The sequence below is a fragment of the Winogradskya humida genome (assembly GCF_016862215.1).
Taxonomy (GTDB): domain Bacteria; phylum Actinomycetota; class Actinomycetes; order Mycobacteriales; family Micromonosporaceae; genus Actinoplanes; species Actinoplanes humidus.
The window spans coordinates 54425-80418 of the sequence record NZ_BOMN01000028.1; the positions used below are offsets into that span (position 1 = coordinate 54425).

A 25994-nucleotide genomic window follows, 5' to 3' on the forward strand; every position below is an offset into this window, starting at 1 on the left:
TATGAGTAGAAAGCACACTATGAGATTTGGCGTCAACTACACCCCGTCCACGGGCTGGTTCCACAGCTGGCTCGACTTCGAGCCCGACGACGTGCGGAGGGACTTCGCCGCGATCGCGTCCCTCGGCGTGGACCATGTCCGCGTGCTCCCGCTGTGGCCGCTGATCCAGCCCAACCGGGGCCTGATCCGGCCGCGGGGGCTGCGTGACGTGGCGACGGTCGTCGACATCGCCGCCGAGTTCGGGCTCGACGTCAACGTCGACGCGTTGCAGGGCCACCTCTCCAGCTTCGACTTCGTACCGTCGTGGCTGGAGAGCTGGCACCGCCGCAACATGTTCACCGACCCGGAGGTCGTGGACTCGACCGCGGACTACGTGAAGGCGCTGGCGGAGGCCGTCGCCGACCGGCCCAACCTGCTCGGCTTCACGCTCGGCAACGAGGTCAACCAGTTCGCCGCTGCCCCGCACCCGACGCCGCACCCGATCACGCCGGCCGAGGGCGACGCGTGGCTGAGCCGGCTGATCGAGGCGGCACGGGAAGGCCTGGGGACCAGCAACGCGCTGGTCACCCATGCCATGTACGACGCCGCCTGGTACGACGACACCCAGCCGTTCGGCCCGCGGCACGCCGTCGACCACGGTGACGCCACGATCGTGCACTCGTGGGTCTTCAACGGCACGGCCCAGGCGTACGGCGGCCTCGGCGCGGGCTCGGTCCGGCACGCCGAATACCTGACCCGGCTCGCCGCCGCCTGGCACACCGATCCCGCCCGCCCGGTGTGGTTGCAGGAGGTCGGCGCCCCCACCAATGTGATGGACGTGCAGGACACCCCCGGCTTCCTCGAGCAGACCCTGCGGCACGTCGCGAAGGTCGAGGGCCTCTACGGCATCACGTGGTGGTGCTCGCACGACGTGTCCCGCAGCCTGCTCGACTTCCCGGCCCTGGAGTACGACCTCGGCCTGTTCACCGCCGACGGCGCGATCAAGCCGACCGGTGAGCGCTTCAAGGCCATGATCGCGGAGCTGGCCAAGGCGGCCCCCGAGCCCGTTACCGAGACGCTCGTGCTGGACGACACCGTGCCGGGCTACCGCGCGGCGACGTCCCCCAGCGGTGATTTCAGCCGCGCGTGGCTGGCCGCGACCCCCGCGGACGGCCCCGGACCCAAGATCGCGCTCGCCTCCCAAGCAGTCAACTAGAAAGGCCCCCCGTGCACGACGACATCCCGTTGACCGTAGGACGCGCGACCCGTGTCCTGGCCGAACGCATCCTGCCCGCCGTGCACCCCGAACGGGTGCCCCTGGAGGTCACCGTGCACGCCCTGCCGGGCGAGCCGATCCCCGCGGCCGAGGGCCTCGCGCTGGACTACGAGCCGTACGAGGTCGGCACCCCGTGGGGCCCCGCCTGGAGCACGACCTGGTTCCACCTGCGCGCGGCGGTCCCGCCGGAGTGGGCCGGGCGCCGCGTGGAGGCCCTCATCGACCTGGGCTTCGACGTCAACATGCCGGGCTTCCAGTGCGAGGCGCTGGTCTACCGCCCGGACGGCACCCCGGTGAAGTCGATCAACCCGCGCAACCAGTGGGTCCCGGTCACCGGGGAGATCGCCGACCTCTACCTGGAGGCGGCGGCCAACCCGGTGCTGCTCGACTATCACCCGTTCCTGCCCACGCAGGAGGGCGACATCAAGACCTCGTCGCCGCGCCCGCTCTACACGACCCGGCGGATGGATCTCGCGCCGATCAACGACGACGTGTACGAGCTCGCCCTCGACATCGACGTCCTGCTCGATCTCCAGGCGCAGCTCCCCGAGTCGGGCCCGCGCCGGATGCGCGTGCTGCAGGCCCTGGACAACGCGCTCGACGTGCTCGACCTGCAGGACATCCCCGGCACGGCCGCCGCCTCCCGCGCCGAGCTACGTGACGTGCTCGACTCCCCCGCCGAGGCCAGCGCGCATCAGATCGCCGCGGTGGGCCACGCGCACATCGACTCGGCGTGGCTCTGGCCGCTGCGGGAGACGATCCGCAAGGTCGCGCGTACGGCGTCGAGCATGACCGAGCTGATCGACGACGACCCCGACTTCCGGTTCGGCATGTCGAGCGCCCAGCAGTACGCGTGGCTCAAGGAACACCGCCCCGAGGTCTACCAGCGCGTGGTGAAAGCGGTGCAGGAAGGCCGTTTCATCCCGCTCGGGGGCATGTGGGTCGAGAGCGACACGGTGATGCCCACGGGCGAGTCACTGGTCCGGCAGTTCTCCTACGGCCAGCGCTTCTTCCGCGAGGAATTCGGTGTCGAGTGTCAGGGCGTGTGGTTGCCCGACAGCTTCGGTTACTCCCCCGCGTTGCCGCAGCTGATCCGCCGGGCCGGCTTCAAGTGGTTCTTCACGCAGAAGATCTCGTGGAACCAGGTGAACAAGTTCCCGCACCACACCTTCCTCTGGGAGGGCATCGACGGCTCCCGGGTCTTCACCCACTTCCCGCCGATGGACACCTACAACTCCCAGCTCTCCGGTGCGGAACTGGCCCGTGCGACCAGACAGTTCCGGGAGAACCGTACGGCGACCAGCTCCATCGCCCCGGTCGGCTGGGGTGACGGCGGTGGCGGCACCACGCGCGAGATGGCCGGCCGCGCCCGTCGCCTCGCCGACCTGGAAGGCAGCGCACAGGTCAGCTGGAAGCACCCGGACGACTTCTTCGCCGAGGCGGCCGCCGAGCTCCCGCATCCCCCGGTCTGGGTCGGCGAGCTCTACCTCGAACTGCACCGCGCAACCCTGACCAGCCAGCACAAGACCAAGCAGGGCAACCGCCGCAGCGAGCACCTGCTGATCGAGGCCGAGCTCTGGGCAGCCACGGCCGCGGTGCGCGCGGGCTTCGATTACCCGTACGCCGAGCTCGACAAGCTGTGGCAGGACGTGTTGCTGCACCAGTTCCACGACATCCTGCCCGGCACCTCGATCGCGTGGGTGCACCGCGAGGCCGTGGCGACGTACAAGCGGATCTGCGATTCGGCCCAGGAGATCACTCAGGCCGCACTGGCCACACTGGCCGGGGATGGCGCCGGAAGCCTCGTCTTCAACGCGGCTCCCTTCGCGCGCGACGGCATCCCGGCACTGGGCGCGGGCACACCTGTTGTTGACGCCGGCCAGGTCACGGCGACGCCGAGTGCGGGCGGCTACGTGCTGGACAACGGCATCGTCTCCGTGACGATCTCCGCCGAGGGTCTGATCACGTCGGCGATCGACCTGGCCACCGGGCGCGACGCGATCGCCCCGGGTCAGGCCGGCAACCTGCTGCAACTGCACCAGGACTTCCCGAACATGTGGGACGCCTGGGACGTTGACCGTTTCTACCGCAACCGCGTGACCGACCTGCGCGAGGTCGAGAACATGACGATCGAACAGGGCGCTTTCGGCGTACGCGTAAAGCTCGATCGGTCTTTCTCCAAGTCCCGCATCAGCCAGGTCCTGTCGCTGGCACCCGGCAGCCGGACCCTGCACGTGAGCCAGGACGCCGACTGGAACGAGACCGAGAAGTTCCTGAAGGTGGCGTTCCCGTTCGACATCCGCGCCGAGCACGTGGCCGCGGAGACCCAGTTCGGCTATCAGAAACGCGTGACGCACACGAACACCAGCTGGGAGGCGGCGAAGTTCGAGGCCTCCATGCACCGATTCGTCCAGATCGAGGACTCCGGTTTCGGCGCGGCACTGATCACGGACTCGACGTACGGCTACGACCTGACCCGGGACTCCACGCCGGAGCACGGCATCACCACCACCGTGCGCCTCTCCCTGCTCAGGGCTCCCCGCTTCCCCGACCCGCAGACCGACCAGGGCCCGCAGACCGCGGCGTTCGGGCTGGTCATCGGCGCGGACCTCGCCACGGCGACGGCGGAAGGCATCGCGCTCAACCTGCCCGCCCGCACCTCAACTCCGCCGACTGATAGTCCAGGCTTGGGTAGCGGCACGGCTCAGGGGGTGGAGCCGTTGGTGTCGCTGGCGAGCGAGGGACTGCTCATCTCCAGCGTCAAACTGGCCGACGATCGCAGCGGCGACCTCATCGTGCGGATCTACGAATCACTCGGGAACCGGGCGAACGGGACGCTGACCGTCAACTTCCCGGTCACCACGACGACCGAGGTCAGCCTGCTCGAACGTCCGGTGGGTGGCTCTTCGGAGGGAGCCAGCATCCCGCTGTCCCTGACCCCCTTCGAGGTACGGACACTGCGGCTGGCGCGCTGACACAACCGTTCTGCACCCGCAGCATCAGCACTGAGTAACCGAAGGGCAACCCAAAGCATTGCGCCAGAGTTGAAGGTGGATTGAGATTGGCTTGAGGAACCGGGCCGAAGTAGGCGGCATGACTGTCGCACACCTCATCGCCGTTCCCCCCGTCGTCATCGCCGGCCCCGGCCGCCTCGAGCACTCGCCGGAGTCGGCGGATGTCGAGTTCACCGTCGTGATCCCGTTCCACAACCCCGGCGCCGCCCTGCGCCGGGCTGTGGAGCGGATCACCGACGCCCTCTACGCCCAGGGCATCACGTTCGAGGTCCTCGCCGTCTCCGGCGGATCCACCGACGGCTCCGACCGCACGCTCGACGGCCTCGCCCGCACCCGGGTCGTGGTCCGCGACGACATCCGCGACCGCGGCGCCGCCCTGCAGGCCGGATTCGCCTCCTCCACCGGCACCTGGATCGGCTTCGTCGACGTCGACTCGGACGTCGAGGTCGACCCGTACGAGCTCGTCGAGTGCCTGCACCGCGCCCGCGAGGAAGCGTCCGTCCCGGCATGATCGACTGCACCGAGCTTTCCTCAGCGCCGGCGGCCCGCGGCCGTGACAGCGAGGGCCAGGAGAGCATGCCCAAGGAGACTCAGTCATGACGATGACGATCACAGCACCTGCCGCGTTGCGCGACATCCGGGAGATCCTGGATGCGCAGGCCATACAGCCCACGTTCCAGCCGGTGGTCTCGCTCAAGGACGGCGTCGTCAAGGCCTACGAGGCGCTGGCGCGCTTCGACGGGACCCGCTTCGAGAACCCGGTTGACGCCTTCGCCGCGGCGTCCAGCGTCGGCCTCGGGGTCGAGCTGGAGCTGCTCGCCGTCGAGCGGGCGTTCGAGTATCTCAACGAGATGCCCGCCGGGGCCTTCCTCAGCGCGAACCTGTCGGTGGAAGCGCTCCTGACCCCGCGGGTGCACGCCATGCTGCTGCGGCACGCCGACGCGGGGATCGCGATCGAGCTCACCGAACACGCCCAGGTGCACGACTATCCGGCGCTGATCGCGGTGACCGAACGGCTACGCGCGGCCGGCATCCTGATCGCGGTGGACGACACCGGCGCCGGGTTCGCGAGCCTCAGCCACATCCTGCAACTCCGGCCGGACATCATCAAACTCGACATCACCCTGACCAGGGGCATCGACACCGACCCTGTACGCGCCGCCCTGGCCCGCTCGCTCGTCGGCTTCGCCCAGGACATCGGCGCGGTACTCATCGCCGAGGGCATCGAGACCCGCCCCGAACACGACCGGCTGAAGAGCCTGCACGTCCAGCTCGGTCAGGGCTACTTCCTGGCCCGCCCCGGCCCGCTTCCGGACCGCGCCCTGATCACGACCGGCGCTAATCCTTACGAACCCGTGCGGGACGACCGATAGGAGCGGCGTCAATCAGCCGTCGTCCCCTGCAGCCCCACCCGGAGGTTTCGTGTCCAGGCCACGCGCGCTCGTCGTCGAGGACTCGCCGGAGTTCATGCTGCTCTGCCGGCATCTGCTCGAAAAAGAGGGCTTCGACGTCCTCGCCGTCACCGACGGCCGCGCAGCCGTCGAACAGGCCCAGTCCCAGAAACCCGACATCGCCATCCTCGACCTCGGCCTCCCCGACGTCGACGGCATCGAGGTCTGCCGCCAGATCCGGCAGTTCACCGACGCCTACATCATCATGGTCACCGGCCGCAGCGACGAACTCGACAAGGTCGTCGGACTCTCCGTAGGCGCCGACGACTACGTGACCAAACCCTTCTCCCCACGCGAGCTGGCCGCCCGCATCCAAGCGATGCGCCGCCGCCCCCGCACGTCGACCACCAGCACCCAGAGCGCGGCCATCCGCGAATACGGCGAGCTGCGCATCGACCCGGAAGTGCGCGAGGTAACCCTCGCCGGCGAAGTCCTCGAACTCACCAAAATCGAGTTCGGCATCCTCGACCTGCTCTCCTCAGCCCCCCGCCGCACCTTCACCCGCGGCCAGCTCCTGGAAGACGTCTGGGGCGACAACTGGTACGGCGACGACCACATCATCGACGTCCACGTAGGCAACCTGCGCAAGAAGCTCGGCGAGTCAGCATCTTCTCCCCGCCACATCCGCACCCTGCGCGGCGTCGGCTACCGCTTCGAACCCTCCCCCACGTCGTAACCCGCCCGCAGCCTCGACAAAGCGACCCGTCAGCATTCTGCTAGCGGGTCGTTCGATTGCTTTGCAGCTGCGGCCAGATTGTCCCGCATGTGGACATCTCCGCTGCCAACCTCAACGACCATTTGATGTTCCGGGACATGGTCGACGGTCTCGCCCCGATGCGTCAGCCGGTTGGCCGGCCGAGGAAACGGCCGTTGAAGCTGCACGGTGACAAAGGATATGGACCGGCAACGGCTACACCGGGCAGATTCAGTCGGTGGAAGCATCCGCCTCGACGAGTTCGGCGAATATCTCGGACGGCTTCTTCCAATCGAAGATCTTACGCGGCCGATCATTGATCTCCGCGGCGACCAGCGCGAGATAGTTGGGGTCCGAGGTGATCGGGACGCCGTTCGGAAAGAACTCCCGCACGATCCGGTTCAGGTTCTCGTTGCTGCCCCGCTCCCACGGGCTGTGCGGGTGCGCGAAGAACACCGGTAACCCGGTCGCGGTAACCGCAGCATGCCGAGCCATCTCCGCGCCGCAGTCCCAGGTCAACGACCTGCGAATCGACGCCGGCAAGCCATCGGTCGCGGCGATGACCGCGTCGGTCACGCTCAGCGAGTCCCGGCCGGTCAGCGGCACCAGGATCAAGAACCGTGACGTGCGTTCAACCAGCGTTGCCACGGCAGTCTTGCCGTTCTTGCCGATGACCAGATCGCCCTCCCAATGGCCCGGCACCGCCCGGCCCTGCACCTCAGCCGGGCGTTCGTCGAGGTAACGGGGCTCGCGGATCCGTGGCTGCGGCTCCGGACGAGGCCCGGACCGGCGTGCGGGACGACCGGTGCGGAGCTGGATCAGTTCCCGGGCCAGGGTCGAGACGGGCTGGGCGTAGACCCACTGGTAGATCGCTTCGTGTGACACCCGGCAAGCCTGATCGTCCGGAACCTGCTGCGGCAAGCGGCCCGCGATCGAGGCCGGTGACCAGCCCGAACGCAACCTGTCGGTCACCACCTGCCGCAACCGGGCTGACCGCTCGACCGCCAGGAGTTTCGGTCGCGCCCGGGAGACCGCCGCTGTCGTGGCGGCGGCCACTGCCCGGTAGCCGGCCCGGCCGCCATGACGCGCGACTTCCCGCGAGATGATCGATGGGTCACGGCCGATCAGAACGCCGATTTCCTTATACAGCAAGCCTTCCGCGAGTCCACGGGAGATCTCTTCGCGTTCGGTCAACGTCAGCATCACACGCACGGCGGGCATCCTGTCCCACCGAACCACCAAGATCAAATGCTACGACCGACCGAATTCGCCCCGGCCTGACCATCTGGGGCGCACAATCCGCGGCAGAGGAGCGCACCAACGCGTGGCGTCATCGGTGTGGTGCCCCGAGCGGGTCAGGTGTTGGTGGGCCAGTAGGCGGCTGCGTACCTTACCTGCCAGCGGTTGATGAAACGGGCCCAGTCAAACAGGTCACCGGCGGCACGCCTGCGGTCACCGTCGGCGTCAGCGTCGGCCTGCGTGGCGTTCGCCGCACGGAACAACTCACGAGCTGCCTCGATCCATCCGAGGTTGCCGTCCGGTGTCCGCGCCTCGGGGGAGTCGCGTCGCAGCCGGGCGGTATGGCCCAAGGCTTTCCCGAACGCGCGCCGGACCCGGTGCTCACGGCGGAACACTTCGGTTGCCGCGGAGTAGTTCCGGCGCCGCGTGGGATCACGTAGCCATGCCAATTCGACCGCCGTGAAGATTTCCAGCTGCGCGTATTTCATCCCTTAATGCTTCTCAAGAAGTTCCATGATCGGAAGGGGCAGGAGTGCCATTGTCGGATTGACATAGATCATAGGAACGCGAATGACAGATGGCGAGTATTTAGGTAGTCGAAAAATGGCGGCCAGCGGGGGGAACGATTGCCACACTGCGACGGCTATCCAAACGGCAGAGACGGGGCCTGAACGGGTAGGCGCCGCCTTTCGGTCCTGCACCACGCCGAGGAACGCATCTATGAACGGTGCGACCAGAAGGCCCCTTGGACGGCCAGACCACTACGAACGACTTAAACAGAAGACCCGGACCCAAATGTGAACGATCTCCAGTGAAACTTCTTCAGGCGAAGCGGTGGCGGCCCGGGCGGTGGCGGCCGTGGCCGTGGCCGAGGAGGCCGCGCTTGCGGGCCCAGAAGGCCGCGCCGGTGAGGGCCGCGAGGGCGCCTGCGTAATAGGCCAGGTCCTGGATGCCGCGGCCGGCGGCGGGTGGGGGGACCGAGCCGACGAGGCGGCGTACGTCTCCGGCGGGGGTTTCGCCGATTGCCAGGACGCTGGTGCCCGCGGAGAGGCGGCCGGTGCTGGTTTCGTCGACTTTGAGGACTGTGGTGTCTGTTGTGTCCGCTGAGGCGGCTGGGGTCGGGGCGGTGGTGCCCAGGACGAGGACTCGCAGGGCGCCGGACTGGTCGGCGGCGATCATGCGGTCGTCGCTGGAGCCGACGCGGAGCTGGATTGTCGAGCCGCCGCGGAAGCCCACTGCGTACACAGCCAGGCCGTCAGAGGTGTTGGATTCTGCTTGCCATTGGACGGTGAGGGCGTCGGCCGTGCCGCCGTAACCAGGGCCGTCCGCGAGCGCGGCGCCGGGTGCGAGCACCGTGCCGAGCGTGGCAGCGGCCAGCAGGAGCTGGCCTGACCTGCGGTAACGGGGGCTGATCACCTCTCCATGGTGCCACGCCCCGGAGCTGGTTGAGGGCTGTGGACAACCTGTCTGCAACCTATATCGGAGCTTGAAGCCGGCCTGAGGTTGCGTTGAGGTGGCGATCCGATCTCACCGGCATGACCGTGACGCAGCTCTTCGCCACCACCGCCGCCGCCGAGACCGGGGTCGCCCGTACGGCGCACCTGTTCGACGCCTCGCGGCTGTGGTCGCCGGCCGACCCGTCGGTGGAGCTGTCGGTGGTTGTGCCGTTCTACAACCCGGGTGCGGCGCTGCGGCCGACGGTCGAGCGGCTGATCGGGGCGCTGCGCACCGAGGGTGTCGCGTACGAGGTCATCGCGGTGTCGGACGGTTCGACGGACGGCTCGGAGCGCAGCCTCGACGGGCTGCCGGGGGTGCGGGTCGTGGCCGCGCCGGTCAATCAGGGCAAGGGCGCCGCTCTGCACCTCGGGTTCGCGTCGGCGCGGGGTTCCTGGATCGGCTTCGTCGACTCGGACGGCGACATCGACCCGGTGCACCTGATCGAGTACCTGCGGGTGGCCCGCGACGGCGACCTTCCCGGCGTGTACGCGGACAAGCGGCACTCGGCCTCCGACAGCGCGTCGTCGAAGTTCCGCAAGCTGGTGTCGATGTTCTACTCGACGCTCGTGACGATGCTCTTCGTACTCGGCATGCGCGACACCCAGACCGGCTGCAAGGTGTTGCGCCGCGACGTGCTGGCGACCCTGCTGCCCCGGATGCGCGAGCGTCGCTTCGCCTTCGACCTGGAGTTCTTCGTGGCGGCGAAGGCGGCGGGCATCAGTGGCTTCGTGGCTGCCCCGGTGCGGCTGGAGGAGCGGGTCGCGGGTTCGACGGTCACCTCGAAGGCCATCCTGCGTACCGTCAAGGACACGCTGGTCATCTTTGGTCGCCTGCACCTGACCCGGCAGTACCGTCCCGCCGTGATCGAGCTGATGGCCGACCTGCAGAAGAGCCGTCCGGCCCCGCTCGCCGCCGACTGGGCCGACGCGCTCGCCGCGTGACAGCTGCCGGCACCGACCACCAGGTCGACAGTTCGCGACGGTGTTCGAGCAGGCCGGCGGTGAGCAGGACGAGCAGGGACAGCAGCGACGCCGCGATGCCGAGCCGCAGCCAGCGCCAGGGCGTGTAGCGCAGATCAAGCTCTGAGTTTCCCGCTTCGACCGCCACGGTGCCGGCGACGGTTCGCCGGGTGGGCGCGCCGCCCGCGGACCAGCCGCTCGACCATTCCTCCGGGATCACCACCCAGCCCAGGGTTCCGGCCGCGATGTGCCAGCTCGTCGAGCTCGTACGCGTGATCCTGCCCGACGCTTCGGACGGCACGACGCCGCCCCCGGTTCCGTCGGGCAGCACCGCCTCGTTGCCGAGCTCACCGCCGGAGGCCAGCGCGGTCACGTCGTCATAGTCGCCGGAACGCGCCGAGACCACCCGGCCGGTGCCGGAGGACCGGACCCGGTACAGGACCATTTCATCGGTACGCAGGACAGGTTCCAGATCCCGCTGCTGATCGAGCCACGCGTACGCCTCCGCCTCCCGCTCCCGCGACAGCGCGACATACCGCACGCCGAGCGGGGCGACCAGCCGCCCGAAGACACCGTGACCGCCGTCCACCACGAGCCGCTGGATGTACGCCATCCGCCGCGACGACGAGTTGGTCCGCACCATCCCCAGCTCGACGGCGTCGCTGCTGAGCACGGGCCGCTGGAAGAACGCGCCGGCCGGCGTCCCCACCGTCCGCGACCCGGTGAACCCGAACGGCTGATACTCGTGCCACGGCAGGAACAGCACCGACTCGGTACCGGGCCCCATGATCTTGTCGGCGGCGTACCAGGACGCCGGGTAGTGACTGACCGTGACGCTGCCGCCGAGCCCCCAGAACAGGGACGGGGCCGTGCCCGCGTACCCGCCGCCGAGTGCGAGCAGCGCCGCCCCACAGGCCAGTCGCACTATCGCGGGGCGGAACGTCTGGAAGCAGAGCGAGGCGAGAGCCTCGGCGGTGACTCCGACGCCCACGGCGTACGCGATCATGGTCAGGGCGACCCATTTCTGCTGCTCGCGCATGGCCGCGAAGAGGGGGAGGTGGTTGAAGGCGAAGCGGTACGCACCGGCGAGCGGCCCCTCGATCCCGGCGCCGAGGAGCAGCCCGGTCACCGCCAGCGCGGTCAGCGGCGCACCGGCGACCGGGTCACGGCGGCACAGCCGGGCCAGCCCCGCGATCGCACCCAGCACCATCACCGTGCCCGCGGTGAAGCCCAGGGTCAGCTGCGGGCTGCTGTCAGCGGCGCCACGCCAGAAGCCCCGCAACGAGATCAGGGTGGTGAACAGGCCACCGGTGCCGGCGTGCGGGGCGTACACCTCGAGGTCGCCGGGGCCGACGCGGACGGTGAGGATCGCGCTCAGAACGACCACCACCGCGTACGCGTAGATGCAGGCCGCGCACGCGATCATGATCACGGTCCGGATGAGGTCCTGACGGCGGGGCCGGGGCAGCAGGGCCACCGCGAGAAAGCAGGTGCCGCCCAGCCACGCCGCGTGCGGTCCGACCGCCATGGCGAGGGCGTACCAGCCGGCGGGGCGTGCGGCGAACCACCGGCCGCGGCGACGGGCGCGGATCGCGGAGGCGAGCAGCCAGCAGAGCAGCGCCACCGAGAGCAGGAACGCTACGTGGCCCGCTTGAATGCGCTCGACCACGAACGGATTGCAGCACACGAACAGTGCTGCTGGATATCGTCGCCGACGGCCGCCGCCTGCCAGGGCTGAGATGCCGCCGGCCGCGAGCGGGAAGTAGCAGAGGACCAGGAGCCAGCCGGTCGCGCCGGAGCCGACGACTTCGCGCAGGGCGTGGGTCGCGAGGCGGTACGGGAGGGCGTCGAGGGCTGCCGGGTCGAGACCGTAGAGGCCGGGGGTGAGGGCCTGGTTCGGGCCCGCCACCCAGTCCAGGAGCAGTAGGTAGCCGTGCCGGGTCCAGGGCGCGATCACCGCGATGCCGGAGATCAGGCCGATCAGCGCCGACTCCGCCGTGAGCCGGGCCGCCGCGGCATCAATCCCGGGCAGCCTCTTGTGCCGCGGCACAAACCGGGGCCGCCGCGGCGGGGTGGTCACCTGCGGCGGCGCCGGGGCGCGTGGGCGGCTTGGATGACGGCCGCGACGAGGGCGGGCAGGGTGCCGCCCGGCGCTCCGGAGGTGTCCACCACGATTTCGGCGTGCCGGGCCGGGCGCTCGGCGAGCAGCCGGCGGTAGCGCTCCTGCTGGGCCCGTTGCTCCTCGAGGGCGCGTTCGGGCTTGCGGCGGTGGATCAGGTCGGCCGGGGCGTCCGGCAGGACCAGGACGTCCGGCGCGGGGACGAGGAGCTCGGCGACCCGGGCGGCACGCGAGCCGGGCCATGGGGATTCACGCAGGTCGTAGACCCAGCGGTCGGCGATCACCACACGCCGCCGGGCAACCGCGGGGGCGACCGTGCTCAGATAACGCCAGACGTACTCGCCGGCGTAGAACCAGGCCGCGGCCTGGCGTACCCGCGGATGATCCTGCCGTTTCTCCCCGGCGGGTGCGGTGGACGGCGCTGTCGAACCGACCCCGAGGAGGCGGCGTGCCAGGGCGACGCCGGGCAGGTTCCCGCGGGCCATGCCGAAATACGCCGAGCCGGTGGAAAAGCCGGAGCGCCGGAGCCGGTCGCTCAGACTGCCGGCGACCGTGGACTTGCCCGAGCCGTCCGTGCCGACCATCGCCACGACCACCCCGCGGGTGCGCAGGCCGAGCGGTCCGGCGGATCCGGCGGCGGGCAGGACGGCCCGGCGCTGGGCCCAGGTCGCTGCCACCACATCCGGTGCGAGACTTCGAGCAGCCAACCGTACGCGGGCCCGCGCCGGCAGCCCCGGATCTGCCTGAGCGCCACCGGCGATCGCCACGAGGTCCGCGGTGACCCGGGCGCCGAGCTGCTGGGTGAGCCGGCGGGCGAGCGCCTCGCGATGTTCGGGCAGCGCGGCCGACCAGGCGGCACGTGCCTCGGCGAGCCGGGCCGGGCCGGGGATGCGGCCGCGCAGCACCGGGCGTACGAGCAGATCGGCTGTTGCCGCGATACCGGTGAGCCGTTGCGCCGAGGGATCTGTGGTGGCTTCCGCGGCGGGGACGAGCAGCACGGGCCCGACGTAGAGGTCGCCGTACGTGATGTCGACGACCGCCAGGCCGGTGGGGGTGCCGATCGCGAGGCTGATGTGGCGCAGGCGGCGGGGATCGTGGGCATCGGCGACGCGGGCGCACGCGTAGCGGCGGGTGAGGGCGGCGACCGGGTCGTTCGGGGCGGGGCGGCCCGCGTACCAGATGTCCAGGTCCTTGGGTCCGTTGTCGGCCGCCCATTCCTGGGGCGCACCCGCCTCGCCCTGCCAGGCCCACCGCTCGCCGCTCTCGTCGAGCGCCTCGGTCAGGACCTTGAGCAGCTCGGCACGGCCGGTGGCGATGCCACTGGTGTCCTGCGACGCTTCCGGCGAATAGGTCATTTCCTCCCGATTATGAGCCTCAAGCGAGCGAGAGGGAGGCCGTTTCGGTAGGTAGGCGGCGGGCACCGCGGCGGTGGATGCCCCGGCGCGGGCGGTGGCCGAAGCCGGTGATCAGGGCCATCACGACCAGCAGCCCGGCGAGCGCCCACGGCAGGGCATCGCGGGGACCGTGCGCACTCGCGGCCGGGGGCAGACCACCCAGCAACGTACGCGAACCCGCGCCGGCCGAACGCCCACTGACCAGCACCGACGTCCCCGCCCGACCGGCCGCGGGCCCGAGCTCGACGACCAGGTGGACGGTCCCGTTCTCGTCGGCGCGGATCTCGCGCCAGGCGTCGCTGCCGATCCGGACCTTGGCGACCGACTTCTTGCGGAAGCCGATCGCGGTGACCTCCAGCTTGTTGCTGCCGTCGTGCCAGGTGGTGGTGAGGCCGGTGTTGCTCGAGTTGACGACGGTCTGCGGGGTGACCGGGCTGCGCAGCATCACGAACACCACCGCGGCGGTGGCCAGGAGGGCCAGCACGAGGACGATCCGCACGGGGCGCCGGACTGCGGTGGTGGGCGTTGTCATGTACCGATCATGCGGCCTGCCGGGGGCAATGTGACCGTGGGTGACAGAACCTTGCGGCGGAATTGAACAGTTCTTGAATCCGCGGCCGATAGGCATCCTCGTGACCAGCCCTACCGGCCGCCTCGTCGGTCTGCTCGCCAAGGGAGCCGCCCCGATCGCGGTCGCCGTGGCCGTGCAGAGCGCGGGCAACCTCGCCTTCCACTCGGTGGTCGGGCGGATGCTCGACCCCGACGCGTACGGTGCGCTCGGCGCGGTGCTGGCCGCCATGCTGATGCTCGGGGTGCCGCTGGGCGCGGTGCAGACCGCCGCTTCGGCACTGGTCGCCGAGCACGGCCCGGGCTGGGCCTCGGCACGCCGGACGCTGCGCTCGGTCGCGTTCTGGTCGCTGCCACCGGCGCTGGTCGTGCTGGCGTGCGCACCACTGCTGCGCGACTACTTCCATCTCGGTTCCCTGCTGGAGTCCGCGCAGCTCGCGCCGTACCTGGTAATCGCCGCAGTGACGGCCGCCGCGCGCGGGCTGCTGCTGGGTGACAAGAAGGTCGGCGCGGTCGCGATGACCTACTTCGTCGCCACCGCCGTACGCCTGGGCCTCGGTCTCGCGCTGGTGGTGCCGCTGGGTGTCGCCGGGGCGCTGGCCGCGACCGTGATCGGCGAGCTGGCCGCTCTGGCCATCACGCTGCGACCGTTGCGGCAGACCGACGCCGGTGTGGCCGGTTCCACGCTGCGGTTGAGCGCGGTCGCGCACGCGGGCTTCGCGGTGACCGGCCTGTTCCTGTTCTCCACGGTCGACCTGCTGCTCGCCCGGCACCACCTGATCGACGGGGCTTCCGGGGCCTATGTTGCGGCGGCGACCATCGCCAAGACCGTGCTCGCGCTGCCCGCCGGGATCATGGCCGCGGTCTTCCCACGCCTGCTGGCCGGATGGCTCAAGCCCGGACGCGGCAAGGTGCTGCTCAACGGCGCGATCGCGGTCGCCGGGCCGGCCGTGCTCGGTGGCCTGGTCATGGTCGCGGTCCCCACCCTGGTGCTGCGCATCCTCTACGGCGACGGCTATCTCGACGCCACCGGCCTGGTCCGGACCCTGGCGAGCGTGGCGGCGCTGACCTCGCTGGTGACCGTGCTGACCAACGCCGCGCTGGCCCGCCGCTCGTGGACCGTGGTCATCCCGTGGTTCGGCGCGGTCCTCGAGGTCGCGCTGATCGAGCTGTGGCACGGCTCCGCGATGCAGATCGCCGCGTGCTCGGCCGCCGCGCTGACCCCGACCCTGCTGCTCATGGTCCTGCTCGAAGGGCGGGCCTGGATCCGCTCTCCCCGTCCCGTCCCCTCTCGCCGCCCTTCGGACGGCTCGAAACCCGCCTTCGCGGCCTGACCCCCGGAGTTGTTGTGCGCATCCTTGTCCTGAACTGGCGCGACCTGGCCCACCCCGCGGCCGGCGGCGCCGAGGTCTACACCGAGCAGGTGCTGCGGCGCTGGGTTGCAGCGGGCCACGAGGTGACGCTGTTCGCCGCCGCGGTCGCCGGTCGCCCCGCGGTGGAGACGATCGACGGGTACAGGGTGATCCGCGCCGGGAGCCGGTTCACCGTCTACCGGGAAGCACGGCGCTGGTGGGACCGGTGCGGGCGGGGCAACTTCGACGTTGTCATCGACGAGACCAACACCGTGCCGTTCATGGCGCACGAGTGGGTCGACGACGGGACGCGTACGGTCGCGCTGGTCCACCAGACCTGCGAGGAGATCTGGCACCACAACGCCCCGCCGGTCGTGGCGCACCTCGGCCGGCTCGCCCTGGAACCACGCTGGCTGCACCGGCTCGCCGCGGCCCCGGTGCTCGCCGTCTCCGAGTCGACACGTGACGCGCTGGCCCGCTTCGGCGCGCAGGACGTCACCGTCGTGCCGGAGGGCTACGAGCCGCCTGCGCTGACCAGGCCCGTGGTCAAGGAGGAGCGGCCCACGGTGGTGTTCTGCGGGCGGATGGTCAGCTACAAGCGCCCGTGGGACGTGCTGCGCGCGGTTGCGATCGCCCGCCGCGAGATCCCGGACCTGCAGCTCTGGATGATCGGCGGCGGCCCGCTGCTGAACAAGCTGCGCGCCGCCCGGCCCGCCGGGGTCGAGTTCTTCGGACGGGTCAGCGAGGGCGTCAAGCACGATCTGATGGCCCGTGCCCACGTGCACGTGTCCACCAGCGTGCGGGAGGGCTGGGGCCTGGTGGTGACCGAGGCCGCCGCTCTGGGTACGCCGACCATCGCGTACGACGTCCCGGGCCTGCGCGACTCCACCCTCGCCGCCGGCGGTGTCGTCGTGCCACCGAGCCCCGACGCGCTGGCCCGCTGGCTGAGCGACCTGCTCCCCACGTGGCAGCGGCGCCCGTTCGCCCCCGTCCCGTTCGGCGGCGCCCACTCCTGGGACGACGTCGCCACCCAGTTGTTGTCCGCCGTCGACGAGCACGCCCGAGCAGCCTGAGGAATGGTGTCGTGAAGATCAGCTTTGTGGTGCCCACCCGCAACAACGCGCGTACGCTCGCCGCCTGCCTCGGCTCGCTGCGTAACCAGACGCACCCCGACGTCGAGGTGCTGGTCATCGACAACAGCTCCACCGACACCACCGTGGCGATCGGCGAGCGCTTCGCCGACCAGGTCGTGCAGTGGGGCCCGGAACGCAGCGCGCAGCGCAACCACGGCACCAAGTGCAGCACCGGCGACGTCGTGGTCTTCATCGACTCCGACATGGTCCTCGAACCGCACATCGCGACCGAGATCGAGGAGCAGTTCACCGCTCACCCCGAGATCGGCGCGCTGATCATCCCAGAGCGCTCGTTCGGCGAGGGCTTCCTGGCGAGCTGCCGGCAGCTGGAGAAGAGCCTCTACGTCGGCGACGCGGCCGTGGAATCCCCGCGCGCGTTCCGGCGCGAGCTGATCGAGGAGATCGGCGGCTGGGACGAGAACCTGACCGCCGCCGAGGACTGGGACCTCGCCGACCGGACCAAGGAGAAGACCGAGCTGGGCCGGGTCGCCGCGTACATCTGGCACGACGAGGGCCGGATCCAGCTGCGGGCGACCTTCGCGAAGAAGCGCTACTACGGCCGCTGGATCGACCAATATGTGAGCATGCATGACGATTCAAACAGCAAATTCACCCGCACAGCTTTGGTACGCAAACCAGGTGCCCTCCTGCGCCACCCCGTGCTGACAGCCGGGCTGGTCACCCTCAAGGCCACCGAAGCGGCCGGACTCCTCCTCGGCATCCGCGACAGCCGCACGTCCTCTGCCGGCAGCCGTACATGAGCCGGCGCATCGTGCACCTCATCGCCGAGTATTCCGCGCACGAGGCGATGGGGCGCACGGTCTCGGAAACGGCGTCTCGCGTGCCCGGAAGCCACTATCTGGTGACGTCCCGCGCGCACGACGGCGCCTCGGTCTTCGCGGGCGTCGACGAGCTCGGCGGTGCGGTGGCCAGCTTCCCTCTCGGGCGGACGGCCGCGCTGGCCGGCGTGCTCGCGCGGATCCAGCCCGACGTGGTTCACCTGCATGCCGGGGCGTTGGGGCCGTTGCAGGCGGCGATGGCGGTGCTGAAGCCGTATCGGACCGTGCTCACGGCGTACGCGTGGCCGACTGTTCCCGGTCCTGCGACCTGGCGCCGGGCCACCCTGGCCGAGATGCGCTCCTCGAACGTGCTGCAGGCGCGCGTCGCCCTGACCACCCTGCTCCCCGCCTCGCTCGCGACGGCCGCCCTGCACCGCGCGGGTGTGTCCACTGTGCTCACGCCGGACCCGCGGGTGGCGTCGCGGTTGAGCGGCCGGGCCGGCCTCACGGTCACCCGGCTGCCCTCCGGCGCGCCCACCGACGATCGCCGCGCCCACTTCGCGTCCACGGAACCGACCGTCGTCTTCGCAGGCCGCGCGGAAACCGTGCGGGGCCTCGACACCCTTCTCGCCGCCTGGCCACTGATCCGCGAGAAGGTGCCGGACGCGCGGCTGCGGCTGCTGCTGATCCCGCGTCCCGAACTGCCGGCGATCCTGGCCCGCGCCGACTCGATGGCCGGCGTCACCGTGGTCACCGAGCCGGTGCCGGACCTGCTGGCGGAGCTCGCCGAGGCCCAGATCGGCACATGGCCGTTCAAGTTCGACTACACGACGTCACCGCCCGCGATGGCCGTGGCCGAGGCGATGAGCGTCGGCCTGCCCGTGGTGGCCACCGACGTCGCCTGCGTCCGCGCCGTCCTCGAACCGGGCGTCAACGGCGTCGCGGTGCCCCCGGCGAACCCGGCCGCACTCGCCTACGCCATCGCTGAGCTGCTGCGGGACGAGGTGGGCTGGCGGCGCTACGCGGAAGCCGGACTGCGCTCCGTCCGGGACAACCTCGGCTGGGACCGGGCCGCCGCCGTGACCGCCGCCGCGTACTCATAGGTGGCTATGGCACCATGATCTTGTGGAGCCTCTGCAGCCGACAGACCCGACCACCATCGGCCGCTACCGCCTCACCGGGAGGCTCGGCGCCGGTGGCATGGGTAGCGTCTACCTCGGACTCTCCCCCGGCGGGCGCCCCGCCGCGGTCAAGGTGATCCACGAGAACTTCCAGAACAACGCCGAATCCCTCGCCCGCTTCCGCCGCGAAGTCGAAACCCTGCGCACCGTACGCAGTGCGTACACCGCCGCGCTGATCGACAGCGAGGTCGACCAGGCACCGTACTGGCTGGCCACCGAATACGTCCCCGGCCCGACCCTGCACGCCTCGGTCCTGGACAACGGCCCGTTCTCCACCGACGCCTGCTACGGCATGTTCGCCGCGCTGGCCGAAGGCCTCACCGACATCCACCAGCACGGCGTCTGCCACCGCGACCTCAAACCGCAGAACATCATCCTCGCCGCCACCGGCCCGCAGCTCATCGACTTCGGCATCGCCCGCGGCACCGAACAGACCGGGTTGACGCAGGTCGGCTATGCGGTCGGCACCCCCGGCTACACCGCCCCCGAGACCCTGACCACCAACACGGTCGGCCCCGCCGCGGACGTGTTCGCCCTCGGCGTCACCATCGGCTTCGTCGCCACCGCGCGGCCCCCGTTCGGCACGGGCACGTTCACCGCGATCAGCATGCGAACCATGGACGGCAAAATCGACCTCCCGGGCGTCGACCCCGGCCTCGCCGCCCTCATCCGCGCCTGCATCGCCGCCGACCCCACCCAGCGCCCCACCCCCGAAGCCATCATCGACGCCTGCCACCGCCGGGCCCCGGTCGCTCCACCCGCGCCGCGTGGCGCTGTTGCCGGCCGGACCAGCGTCATGCCCGCTCAGGGTGGCGGCACGGGCTCTCGTCCCGGCCAGCCGTTCCCGGGCCGCGCTGCCGCTCCCGGCCAGCCCGTTCCCGGCCAGGGCGTTCCCGGCCAGGGCGCTTACGGCCAGGGCGCTTACGGCCAGGCTGGTTCTGGTCCTGCTTCTGGGCAGAACGCTTACGGCCAGCCTGTTTCCGGGCAGGCCTACTCCGGATCCGCTTCCGGACAATTCCGGCAAGGTCAGCCTCCGTCCGGCCAGGCTCGCCCAGGTCAGGGCCAGCCGGGGCAGGGTCAGCCGGGGCAGGGCTTCGGCCAGCCCGGTCCGAACCAGCCGGGGCAGGGCCAGGCGGGCATGGGCCAGGCGGGCATGGGCCAGGCGGGCATGGGCCAGGCGGGCATGGGCCAGGCGGGGATGGGCCAGGCTGGCCGGCCGATGTCGGGGACTGCGCGGATGCCTGCGCAGGGTGGTGGGCGGGCGGCGGCTCCGGTCAGCGGGCAGTTCGGGACGGGTAAGGCTTCTGTCCCCGCGCCTGCGCCTTCGGGCCGCTTCAACACCACGACCAACTACGACCCCGAGCCGGCCTACAGCTCAGGCGGCGGCGGCTCGCGCGGCGGGTCGGGCGGTGGCTACCCGGGCGGCATCGACGACCGCTCCGATTCGACATCCCCGGGCGGCCGCTTCGGCCCCAAATCGGTAGCCCTGCTCAGCGGCCTGGGCGTCCTGATCCTCGTGCTCGTCGTGGTGATGCTGACCAAACTCGGCGGCGGCGACGACCCCGACCAGAACACGGCAGCAAACCTCCCCGCGGCAACATCCCCGACCCCCCGCGCCACCAAGACCACCAAAAAAGCCACCCCGACCAAAACCAAACCGACCCCGGAAAAGACCGAGGACGAAGACAAGGACGAGGACGAGCCGGACGAGGAAGAGCCGCCCACCAACGTCAGCAACGGCAAAAACCTCTCCATGAACGGCAGCGGCCTCTGCGCCGAAATGCCGAAGAACGCCGCTCCCCAGGCCAAGGTCAAGGTCGCCCACTGCAACGGCAGCGACGCCCAGAACTGGACCTACACCTCCTCGAACGGCCTACAGCAGGGCGACCTCTGCATGGACGCCGGCCAGGACAGCGCCAACGCCAACAACCGCACCCGAGTGGCCCCCTGCGACGAATCCCTCCCCCAGCAATTCAAACAGGACACCGACGGCACCCTCTACAACCCCGAAACCGGCCTCTGCCTCACCATCGGCGACGACGACCAGGGCTCCGGCATGGGCATGATCGACTGCAACGGCAGCCCCACCTGGACCCTCCCCGCCCCCAGCTGACCCCGCCCCCAGCTGACCCCGCTCGGGCAACTGTCGGCAGCATCGATTTCATCACCTCGGCTGTACCATAACCACGGGCACGAAGTTGCGCCGAAACGCGCAATGCCGCAACCTTCTGCAGCCTCAGGTGTCAAGCGCGGACCAATCACGTCTGACTGGGAAACATATGTTTTGCCGTCAGACACGATTCCCCAGACTTGACGAACTCTGCCGCAGAAAGTTGTCGCATTCCAACGCCCCGCGCAACATTTCGTCCTCAGTCCGGGGCGGTTAGTCCCAGCTGGTCTGCCATGCCCTGATGCCTTCGAGCGTCAGTAGCACTTGGCGGAGCCGGTGTCGGTGACTGCGGAGTCGGCTTCGAGGGGGTGGAAGCTCCAGGTGTAGGAGTCGGGGCTGAGTTCGAGGGCCAGGACGCCGTGGTGGTCGTAGTCGACGTATTCGCTGGCGGGGCGGCCTGCTGTTGAGACAGGGTTGCCCTGTTCGTCGTGGGTGTCGTCGTTGGGGGCGGGGCGGTAGTGGGCTTGGCCTCCGGTGCCTATGACGAATTGGCGGATGCCGTGGGGGTCGGGGGTGCCGTCGGGGTTGAGGGGGGCGAAGCGTTCGTAGTCGGCCTCGTGGCCTGACAGGACCAGGTCGACCTTGTAGTCGTAGAGGGTTTTGTAGAGGTCGGCGGCTCGGGGGTCGGGGCCGTTGATGCCTGTTGACCAGCGGGGGTGGTGCCAGGCGGCGAGGACGCATTTGGTCTTGTTGGCCTTGAGATCCTCGACCAGCCATTCCTGTTGCGGCGATCCGGTGCCGCAGCCGCCGGTGACCGCCGAGCAGTTCGAGTTGAGCACGAGCACGTGCCATTTTCCGGCCTTCTCCGACCAGTAGCCCCTCTTGTCCTTGATGCGGTTACCGAAGTACGCCGTGAACGTGTTGGCGTCCTGGATCTTGTATTCCTGGTTGCCGAAGACGGGGATCGTGCGGTTCAGCAGCCGCCCGTACGACGGACCGTAGATCGTTCTGTACGCGTCGGTCTTGGGGAGTTCGTACTGGAAGTCGCCGAGGCCGAGCAGGTAGGCCGGGTTGAGCGCCACCGCGAGGTCCGAGACCGACTTCTGCCGGCAGTGGTCTCCGTCCTCCTTGGCGGTCCTGGTCATGTCGGGGTCGGCCGGGTCGCAGTCCATGTCACCGACCGCGACCACCCGCACCGTCGCCGGTTGCGCGGTTCCGCAACGCACGAGCAGCAGCGCCACGATCACGATGATCACCGCGAACACCGCGATCACGATCCGCTTACGCCAGAACGAAAGCCGGAACGAAAGCCACGAAGAAAGCCGCGACGGAATTCGCGACGGAAGCCCTGACGAAGGCTGCGACGAAGGCTCCGGCGGAAGGTTCATCTGCGCCATAAGAGACCCCGCAGACGCGAGAGAGGCCGCACGGCAAACCGCGATATGAGCCGCGCAGCAAGATGAAAGAGCCGGCCGCGGCGACGATGGCGCATCCTCCAGGTGCCGGGGTGACCGGCGGGAAGGCTGACCAGGTACATGAAGGCGAGCGACCCGACCACACCAACAGGCAGCAGGTAGTACGCATACCGCGCGATCTTCGCCGGCGCATACCGCATCTGGAACGTCCCGCCGCCCGCCGGGAGTTTCCAGCCGGTCATCCAGCCCTGAACGGCGACCTTCTCAGCGCCGGGGACGCCGGTCAGCATCCAACCAGGGGCGGTGTTCTCGGCCAACGCGACCAGGGTGGGCGTGGACGAGGCGACCGTACCGTTGAACTGGGTCGGATTGAGCCTCTTCCAGTCCACTGTGGTCTTGGGCTCGGGGGTTGTCTGGCGGACCATGACGACCGCGTTCGGAGTGGCGAGCGGGCGGAGGCGTACACCCCGGTATTCAACCTGGGATTGTTTGGTGCCTTCGAGGTCGCGGAGGCCGTACAGATAAAGCCTGGTCTCGACCGCGTTGGGGTCCGGCGGGATCAGCGCCTGGTACGAGGTCCAGCCGTTGTAGGCGGCGACGTAGGGCAGGGTCCGGCACAGGTCCGGGCCGCGCAGGTAGAGGCAGAATTTGGGGTTCCGGACCGCGACGCTGCGGGCTTCGAGCGACAACTCGTAGAGCGAGGCCGCGCCGACGTCGCTGGCCTGGGAGCCGATGCAGGCCAGGTGGCGGACGGCTTTCAGGGTGTAGGTCGTTTCGCCGTCCGGGCCGATCTGGGACTCGGCGGCGAGCCCGGCCTGGTCGGAGGTCTCGTCGTCGTAGCGGAAGCAGTCCTCCAGCGGTTCGAACGGCGCCAGCACCGAGCCGGAGAGACCGCCGTCGACGCGCAGCTCATGCTCACCTGCGGTGACCTTCACGGTTGTCGACGGGATCTCAGGCGGCCAGATGGTCTTGGTGACGACCGGCTCCAGGGCGTCGATGCGCAGGTTGCGGTATTCGGCGACGGTTTTCGGCTTGAGCCGTTCGCCGACGTCGGCGTGCAGGATGACCTGGAGCTCGTCGGCGAGGCCGTCCATCGTGACGACCCGTTCGTACCAGGTCCATTTGTCGTCGAGGACCGGGCGGGAGGCGAGTTCGCAGCCGGCCGCACCGGCCTGCCAGAGACAGATCTGCGGGCGGGCGCCGGTGACGTGCCGGTATTGCAGGCGGATCCGGAAGACCTTGCCGGACGTGGCTTTGTTGATGACGACGCGGGTGCAGGCGGCGTGGTCGAGCGCGCTCAGGCGTACGGTGCCGCTGGTGATCTTCTGGGTCAGGCCGAGCATGGCCCAGGGGCGCGGTTCGTAGTTGTTGCAGTCGAAGACGTCGGAGTAGCCGGTGACGTCGGCGGGCTTCTTGGCGGCGGCGAAGAGGGTCAGTTTCGTCGCCGAGCCCACCTGGATGGCGGGCGTGGAGAGGCCGGCGGGCGCGTCGAGGGAGACGGTGCGCGTACCGCTGCGGATCGCGAGGATGTCCCGGCCGGCCGGCATCGGGACGACCAGGTCGGGACGGCTGGAGACGGCCTTGCCGTCGACCTTCACCACCGTGGGGTCGCGCAGGATGAGGCGGTTGCGGGCGGTGTCGACGTGGGGGTCGAGCACTGCCGCGGCCCGGGCGCGCTGGCCGACCGTGTAGGTGCCCGCGGCCATCTCGACGGTCGCGGTGGGTGAGCCCTTGTCGACCGCGGGCACCGGCCAGTGCACGACGTCGGGGGTGACCACCGCGGTCCGGTCCACCTGGGGACTGGTCGCGGCGACCGACGTGTCCACCCGGGCGGCCATCGCGGTGCGGGTGTCGACCGTGCCGATCGCGGCGGCGCTGGCCGCGGCCCGTGCGGGGGCGTCAAGGACCCGATCATAGGTACGCACGGTCTGGCTGATCCCGCCGTTGAACTCCCACAGGTCCAGCGTTCCGTCGATGTCGAGCTTCGAGCCCGGCACCTTGGCCATGGCGTCGGAGAGGATCCGGTCGTCGGCGAAGTACCGGTTCGGCAGCCCGCGCAGAAGGTCGTGGCGGATGATGACGCGGCTGACCCCGATCGCGTCGAGCAGCTTCGGCACGGGCTCCAGGTCACCCGCCAGCAATGCGGTCTCGACGGCGTGCACGTCGGCGCTGAATCCGGCCGAGTCACCGAAGTAGCCGTCCGGCTTGGGCTGCACGACGGGGTGCTCGATGAGGAGGTTCGCGATGCTGTCGACGCCGAAGAAGCCCCAGGTCGTGGGCATCTGGTAGTAGTCGTCGAGGGGCAGCACGAGGACCTTGCCGGGGCGGTCGTCGGCGTCGATGTGGGCCGCCATGTCCCACCACTCCTGCGCGACGCGGACGTGGGTGGAGGGCTGCGTCGGCCGCTCGTCCGGCATCACCCCACCCGTGTAGAGCGGATACGGGTACGCGAGGACGAGCAGCAGCGGCACCGCCGTCCCCGCGTACCCGATGCGCTGCATCCAGCCCGGCACCCGCGTCAGCGGCCACGTTCGCAGCCGCTGGGCCATGCCCTCGACCCCGATCGCGAGCATCACCCCGAAGAACGAGATGAGCAGCTGCCCGAGTTTGCTCATCGGCTCGCGGAACAGCCAGAAGCCCGGCGCGTGGATGTAGAGCCACAGGTTGATCTTGTTGACCGGCGGCCGCAGCCCCTTCGCCAGGAAGACGAAGATCAGGATGAGGAAGATCAGCCCGAACGCGACCCTGCGCAGCCGGCGCGGGGCGAGGATCGGGGCCAGGAACACCAGCGCGGGCAGCAGATAGCGGATCCAGATCCACCACGGGCGGTCCAGGTCCGAGGCGAACGGCAAATACTGCGGGCGGAACCACGCCCAGTTGGCGACCATCGTGAGGATGTTCGGCGGCAGGTTGTTGACCTGCGACCAGGACCAGTTCGTCGGGTCGGTGAACGTGGCGTTCGCGGCGGCGCCACCACCGCCGGTGAAGCTCTGCGCGAGTGGGACCAGCCAGTAGGCGTTCAGCAGCAGCGCCCACGGCGAGGCGAAAGCAAACCACTTCAACAACCGCCAGGCGGATTGCCGGCCGAGGACAAGTGCGGCAAGGAGCGGGGTTCCGCCGACAGCCCACGCGTACGCGACCACGAGCATCGGTGGATTGAAGGAGAGGAACGAGGTCGGCATCAACGCGAAGCCGGCGATCGGGGTGGGGATCCGGCGACCCTGCGCCACCCGCATCGCGATCGCGGTGATCAAGGCGACCGAGCCCACCGAGATGACGTTCAGCGGGTTTGGCAACCGGGTCAGGAAGAACCCGTTGAGCAGCCCGAACGCGCCGGCCGCGACGATCGCGAACTCGTTTTTCACAAACGCCCCGGCGAGGTACGCCACCCCGAAGCCGACGAGCCCGTAGATGCAGATGTAGAACAGCCACTGGGCGGAGTACTCGGTCAGCCCCACCGTCCGGCAGCACCAGATGAGAATGAACTCGAACGCCCGGACCATCGTGTAACCGGCCGATCCGGCACCGGTGGTCTGGTGGTTCCACGCCCAGTTCACCTCAGGCGCCCACCCCCGCCGGATGAACGCACCCATGTCCCCGGCCGCGATGAACGTCCCGGTCCGGAACCACCGGCTCACGATCAACGCATTGAGCGCCAGCACGATCAGGTACGGCCGCGCGGCCACCAGCGTCGGACGCGGAAAGGACGCGTCGAAGAGGAGGCGTCGCAGCAACCGCACCACGACCCCCTCCCGACCCGGCGGGAGCCGTCATTAGACCCCTTTGTCCTGATCGACCAGGGCGGCGCCATCCTGAGGCAGGACGGCGCCGCGGT

General features: G+C 69.8%; 18 protein-coding genes and 1 pseudogene. 11 read left to right on the forward strand and 8 right to left on the reverse strand.

Annotated features, from left to right (window positions below; all coding sequences use genetic code 11):
* Positions 1-19 precede the first annotated feature (19 nt).
* From Ahu01nite_RS12005 to Ahu01nite_RS12025, 5 genes are all read left to right on the forward strand, one after another.
* On the forward strand, positions 20-1195 hold the full coding sequence (locus Ahu01nite_RS12005; RefSeq protein WP_203836557.1) for a glycoside hydrolase 5 family protein: 1176 nt from the start codon (positions 20-22) through the stop codon (positions 1193-1195).
* Between the two features lie 11 nt (positions 1196-1206).
* A complete protein-coding gene (locus tag Ahu01nite_RS12010; RefSeq protein ID WP_203836558.1) occupies positions 1207-4230 on the forward strand; it encodes an alpha-mannosidase in 3024 nt (1007 codons plus the stop codon).
* 118 nt (positions 4231-4348) lie between these two features.
* Entirely contained in the window at positions 4349-4780 is a 432-nt protein-coding gene (locus Ahu01nite_RS12015) for a glycosyltransferase family 2 protein (RefSeq protein WP_203836559.1), read from the forward strand.
* Between the two features lie 85 nt (positions 4781-4865).
* The gene (locus Ahu01nite_RS12020; RefSeq protein ID WP_203836560.1) at positions 4866-5642 is read left to right on the forward strand and encodes an EAL domain-containing protein; all 777 of its coding nucleotides are present in this window, start codon (positions 4866-4868) and stop codon (positions 5640-5642) included.
* A 49-nt stretch (positions 5643-5691) separates the two neighbouring features.
* Complete coding sequence (locus tag Ahu01nite_RS12025) at positions 5692-6396, forward strand: response regulator transcription factor (RefSeq protein ID WP_203836561.1); 705 nt, start codon at positions 5692-5694, stop codon at positions 6394-6396.
* Between the two features lie 249 nt (positions 6397-6645).
* On the opposite strand, the gene Ahu01nite_RS12030 is transcribed toward Ahu01nite_RS12025, so the two are convergent.
* From Ahu01nite_RS12030 to Ahu01nite_RS12040, 3 genes are all read right to left on the reverse strand, one after another.
* Positions 6646-7617 carry an IS30 family transposase gene (locus Ahu01nite_RS12030; protein ID WP_239158795.1) on the reverse strand — a complete coding sequence of 324 codons (972 nt, stop codon included), beginning with the start codon at positions 7615-7617 and terminating at the stop codon, positions 6646-6648.
* Positions 7618-7769: 152 nt separating this feature from the next.
* Positions 7770-8141 (reverse strand): hypothetical protein, encoded by a 372-nt coding sequence (locus Ahu01nite_RS12035; RefSeq protein ID WP_203836563.1) that lies wholly within the window; start codon positions 8139-8141, stop codon positions 7770-7772.
* A 334-nt stretch (positions 8142-8475) separates the two neighbouring features.
* The gene (locus tag Ahu01nite_RS12040) at positions 8476-9069 is read right to left on the reverse strand and encodes a hypothetical protein (RefSeq protein WP_203836564.1); all 594 of its coding nucleotides are present in this window, start codon (positions 9067-9069) and stop codon (positions 8476-8478) included.
* Between the two features lie 119 nt (positions 9070-9188).
* Here Ahu01nite_RS12040 and Ahu01nite_RS50335 point away from each other — a divergent pair.
* Positions 9189-9881: pseudogene (locus tag Ahu01nite_RS50335) on the forward strand (glycosyltransferase family 2 protein); the annotation flags it as partial.
* An 85-nt stretch (positions 9882-9966) separates the two neighbouring features.
* On the opposite strand, the gene Ahu01nite_RS12045 reads toward Ahu01nite_RS50335, so the two are convergent.
* The 3 genes from Ahu01nite_RS12045 to Ahu01nite_RS12055 are packed head-to-tail and all read right to left on the reverse strand — an operon-like array spanning position 9967 to position 14154.
* Positions 9967-12159, reverse strand: coding sequence for a hypothetical protein (locus Ahu01nite_RS12045; RefSeq protein ID WP_239158792.1), 2193 nt, complete (start codon positions 12157-12159; stop codon positions 9967-9969).
* 26 nt (positions 12160-12185) lie between these two features.
* Positions 12186-13583: a thymidylate kinase gene (locus tag Ahu01nite_RS12050; protein WP_203836565.1), complete on the reverse strand. Its 1398-nt coding sequence runs from the start codon at positions 13581-13583 to the stop codon at positions 12186-12188.
* A 19-nt stretch (positions 13584-13602) separates the two neighbouring features.
* Entirely contained in the window at positions 13603-14154 is a 552-nt protein-coding gene (locus Ahu01nite_RS12055) for a hypothetical protein (protein ID WP_203836566.1), read from the reverse strand.
* A 100-nt stretch (positions 14155-14254) separates the two neighbouring features.
* On the opposite strand from Ahu01nite_RS12055, the gene Ahu01nite_RS12060 reads away from it, so the two are divergent.
* From Ahu01nite_RS12060 to Ahu01nite_RS12080, 5 genes are read left to right on the forward strand one after another with little or no spacing between them, the layout of a single operon-like run.
* Positions 14255-15523 carry an MATE family efflux transporter gene (locus Ahu01nite_RS12060; RefSeq protein ID WP_203836567.1) on the forward strand — a complete coding sequence of 423 codons (1269 nt, stop codon included), beginning with the start codon at positions 14255-14257 and terminating at the stop codon, positions 15521-15523.
* A gap of 14 nt (positions 15524-15537) precedes the next feature.
* Positions 15538-16614 carry a glycosyltransferase family 4 protein gene (locus Ahu01nite_RS12065; protein ID WP_203836568.1) on the forward strand — a complete coding sequence of 359 codons (1077 nt, stop codon included), beginning with the start codon at positions 15538-15540 and terminating at the stop codon, positions 16612-16614.
* A gap of 11 nt (positions 16615-16625) precedes the next feature.
* Positions 16626-17435 carry a glycosyltransferase family 2 protein gene (locus tag Ahu01nite_RS12070; protein ID WP_203836569.1) on the forward strand — a complete coding sequence of 270 codons (810 nt, stop codon included), beginning with the start codon at positions 16626-16628 and terminating at the stop codon, positions 17433-17435.
* The gene (locus Ahu01nite_RS12075; protein ID WP_203836570.1) at positions 17432-18556 is read left to right on the forward strand and encodes a glycosyltransferase family 4 protein; all 1125 of its coding nucleotides are present in this window, start codon (positions 17432-17434) and stop codon (positions 18554-18556) included. Before Ahu01nite_RS12070 ends, Ahu01nite_RS12075 begins: the two co-directional genes overlap by 4 nt.
* A gap of 22 nt (positions 18557-18578) precedes the next feature.
* Positions 18579-20747, forward strand: a complete 2169-nt coding sequence (locus Ahu01nite_RS12080) for a serine/threonine-protein kinase (RefSeq protein ID WP_203836571.1) — start codon at positions 18579-18581, stop codon at positions 20745-20747.
* A 311-nt stretch (positions 20748-21058) separates the two neighbouring features.
* On the opposite strand, the gene Ahu01nite_RS12085 is transcribed toward Ahu01nite_RS12080, so the two are convergent.
* A complete protein-coding gene (locus tag Ahu01nite_RS12085) occupies positions 21059-22009 on the reverse strand; it encodes a metallophosphoesterase family protein (RefSeq protein WP_239158793.1) in 951 nt (316 codons plus the stop codon).
* Positions 22010-22128: 119 nt separating this feature from the next.
* Positions 22129-25902: a putative glycosyltransferase family protein gene (locus Ahu01nite_RS12090; RefSeq protein WP_239158794.1), complete on the reverse strand. Its 3774-nt coding sequence runs from the start codon at positions 25900-25902 to the stop codon at positions 22129-22131.
* Positions 25903-25994: the final 92 nt, after the last annotated feature.

Coding starts and splice junctions, on each gene's coding strand:
- Ahu01nite_RS12075 (WP_203836570.1), top strand. CDS start 17,432: ATGAGCCGGCGCATCGTGCACCTCATCGCCGAGTATTCCGCGCACGAG.
- Ahu01nite_RS12055 (WP_203836566.1), bottom strand. CDS start 14,154: ATGACAACGCCCACCACCGCAGTCCGGCGCCCCGTGCGGATCGTCCTC.
- Ahu01nite_RS12035 (WP_203836563.1), bottom strand. CDS start 8,141: ATGAAATACGCGCAGCTGGAAATCTTCACGGCGGTCGAATTGGCATGG.
- Ahu01nite_RS12015 (WP_203836559.1), top strand. CDS start 4,349: ATGACTGTCGCACACCTCATCGCCGTTCCCCCCGTCGTCATCGCCGGC.
- Ahu01nite_RS12050 (WP_203836565.1), bottom strand. CDS start 13,583: ATGACCTATTCGCCGGAAGCGTCGCAGGACACCAGTGGCATCGCCACC.
- Ahu01nite_RS12005 (WP_203836557.1), top strand. CDS start 20: ATGAGATTTGGCGTCAACTACACCCCGTCCACGGGCTGGTTCCACAGC.
- Ahu01nite_RS12020 (WP_203836560.1), top strand. CDS start 4,866: ATGACGATGACGATCACAGCACCTGCCGCGTTGCGCGACATCCGGGAG.
- Ahu01nite_RS12030 (WP_239158795.1), bottom strand. CDS start 7,617: ATGCTGACGTTGACCGAACGCGAAGAGATCTCCCGTGGACTCGCGGAA.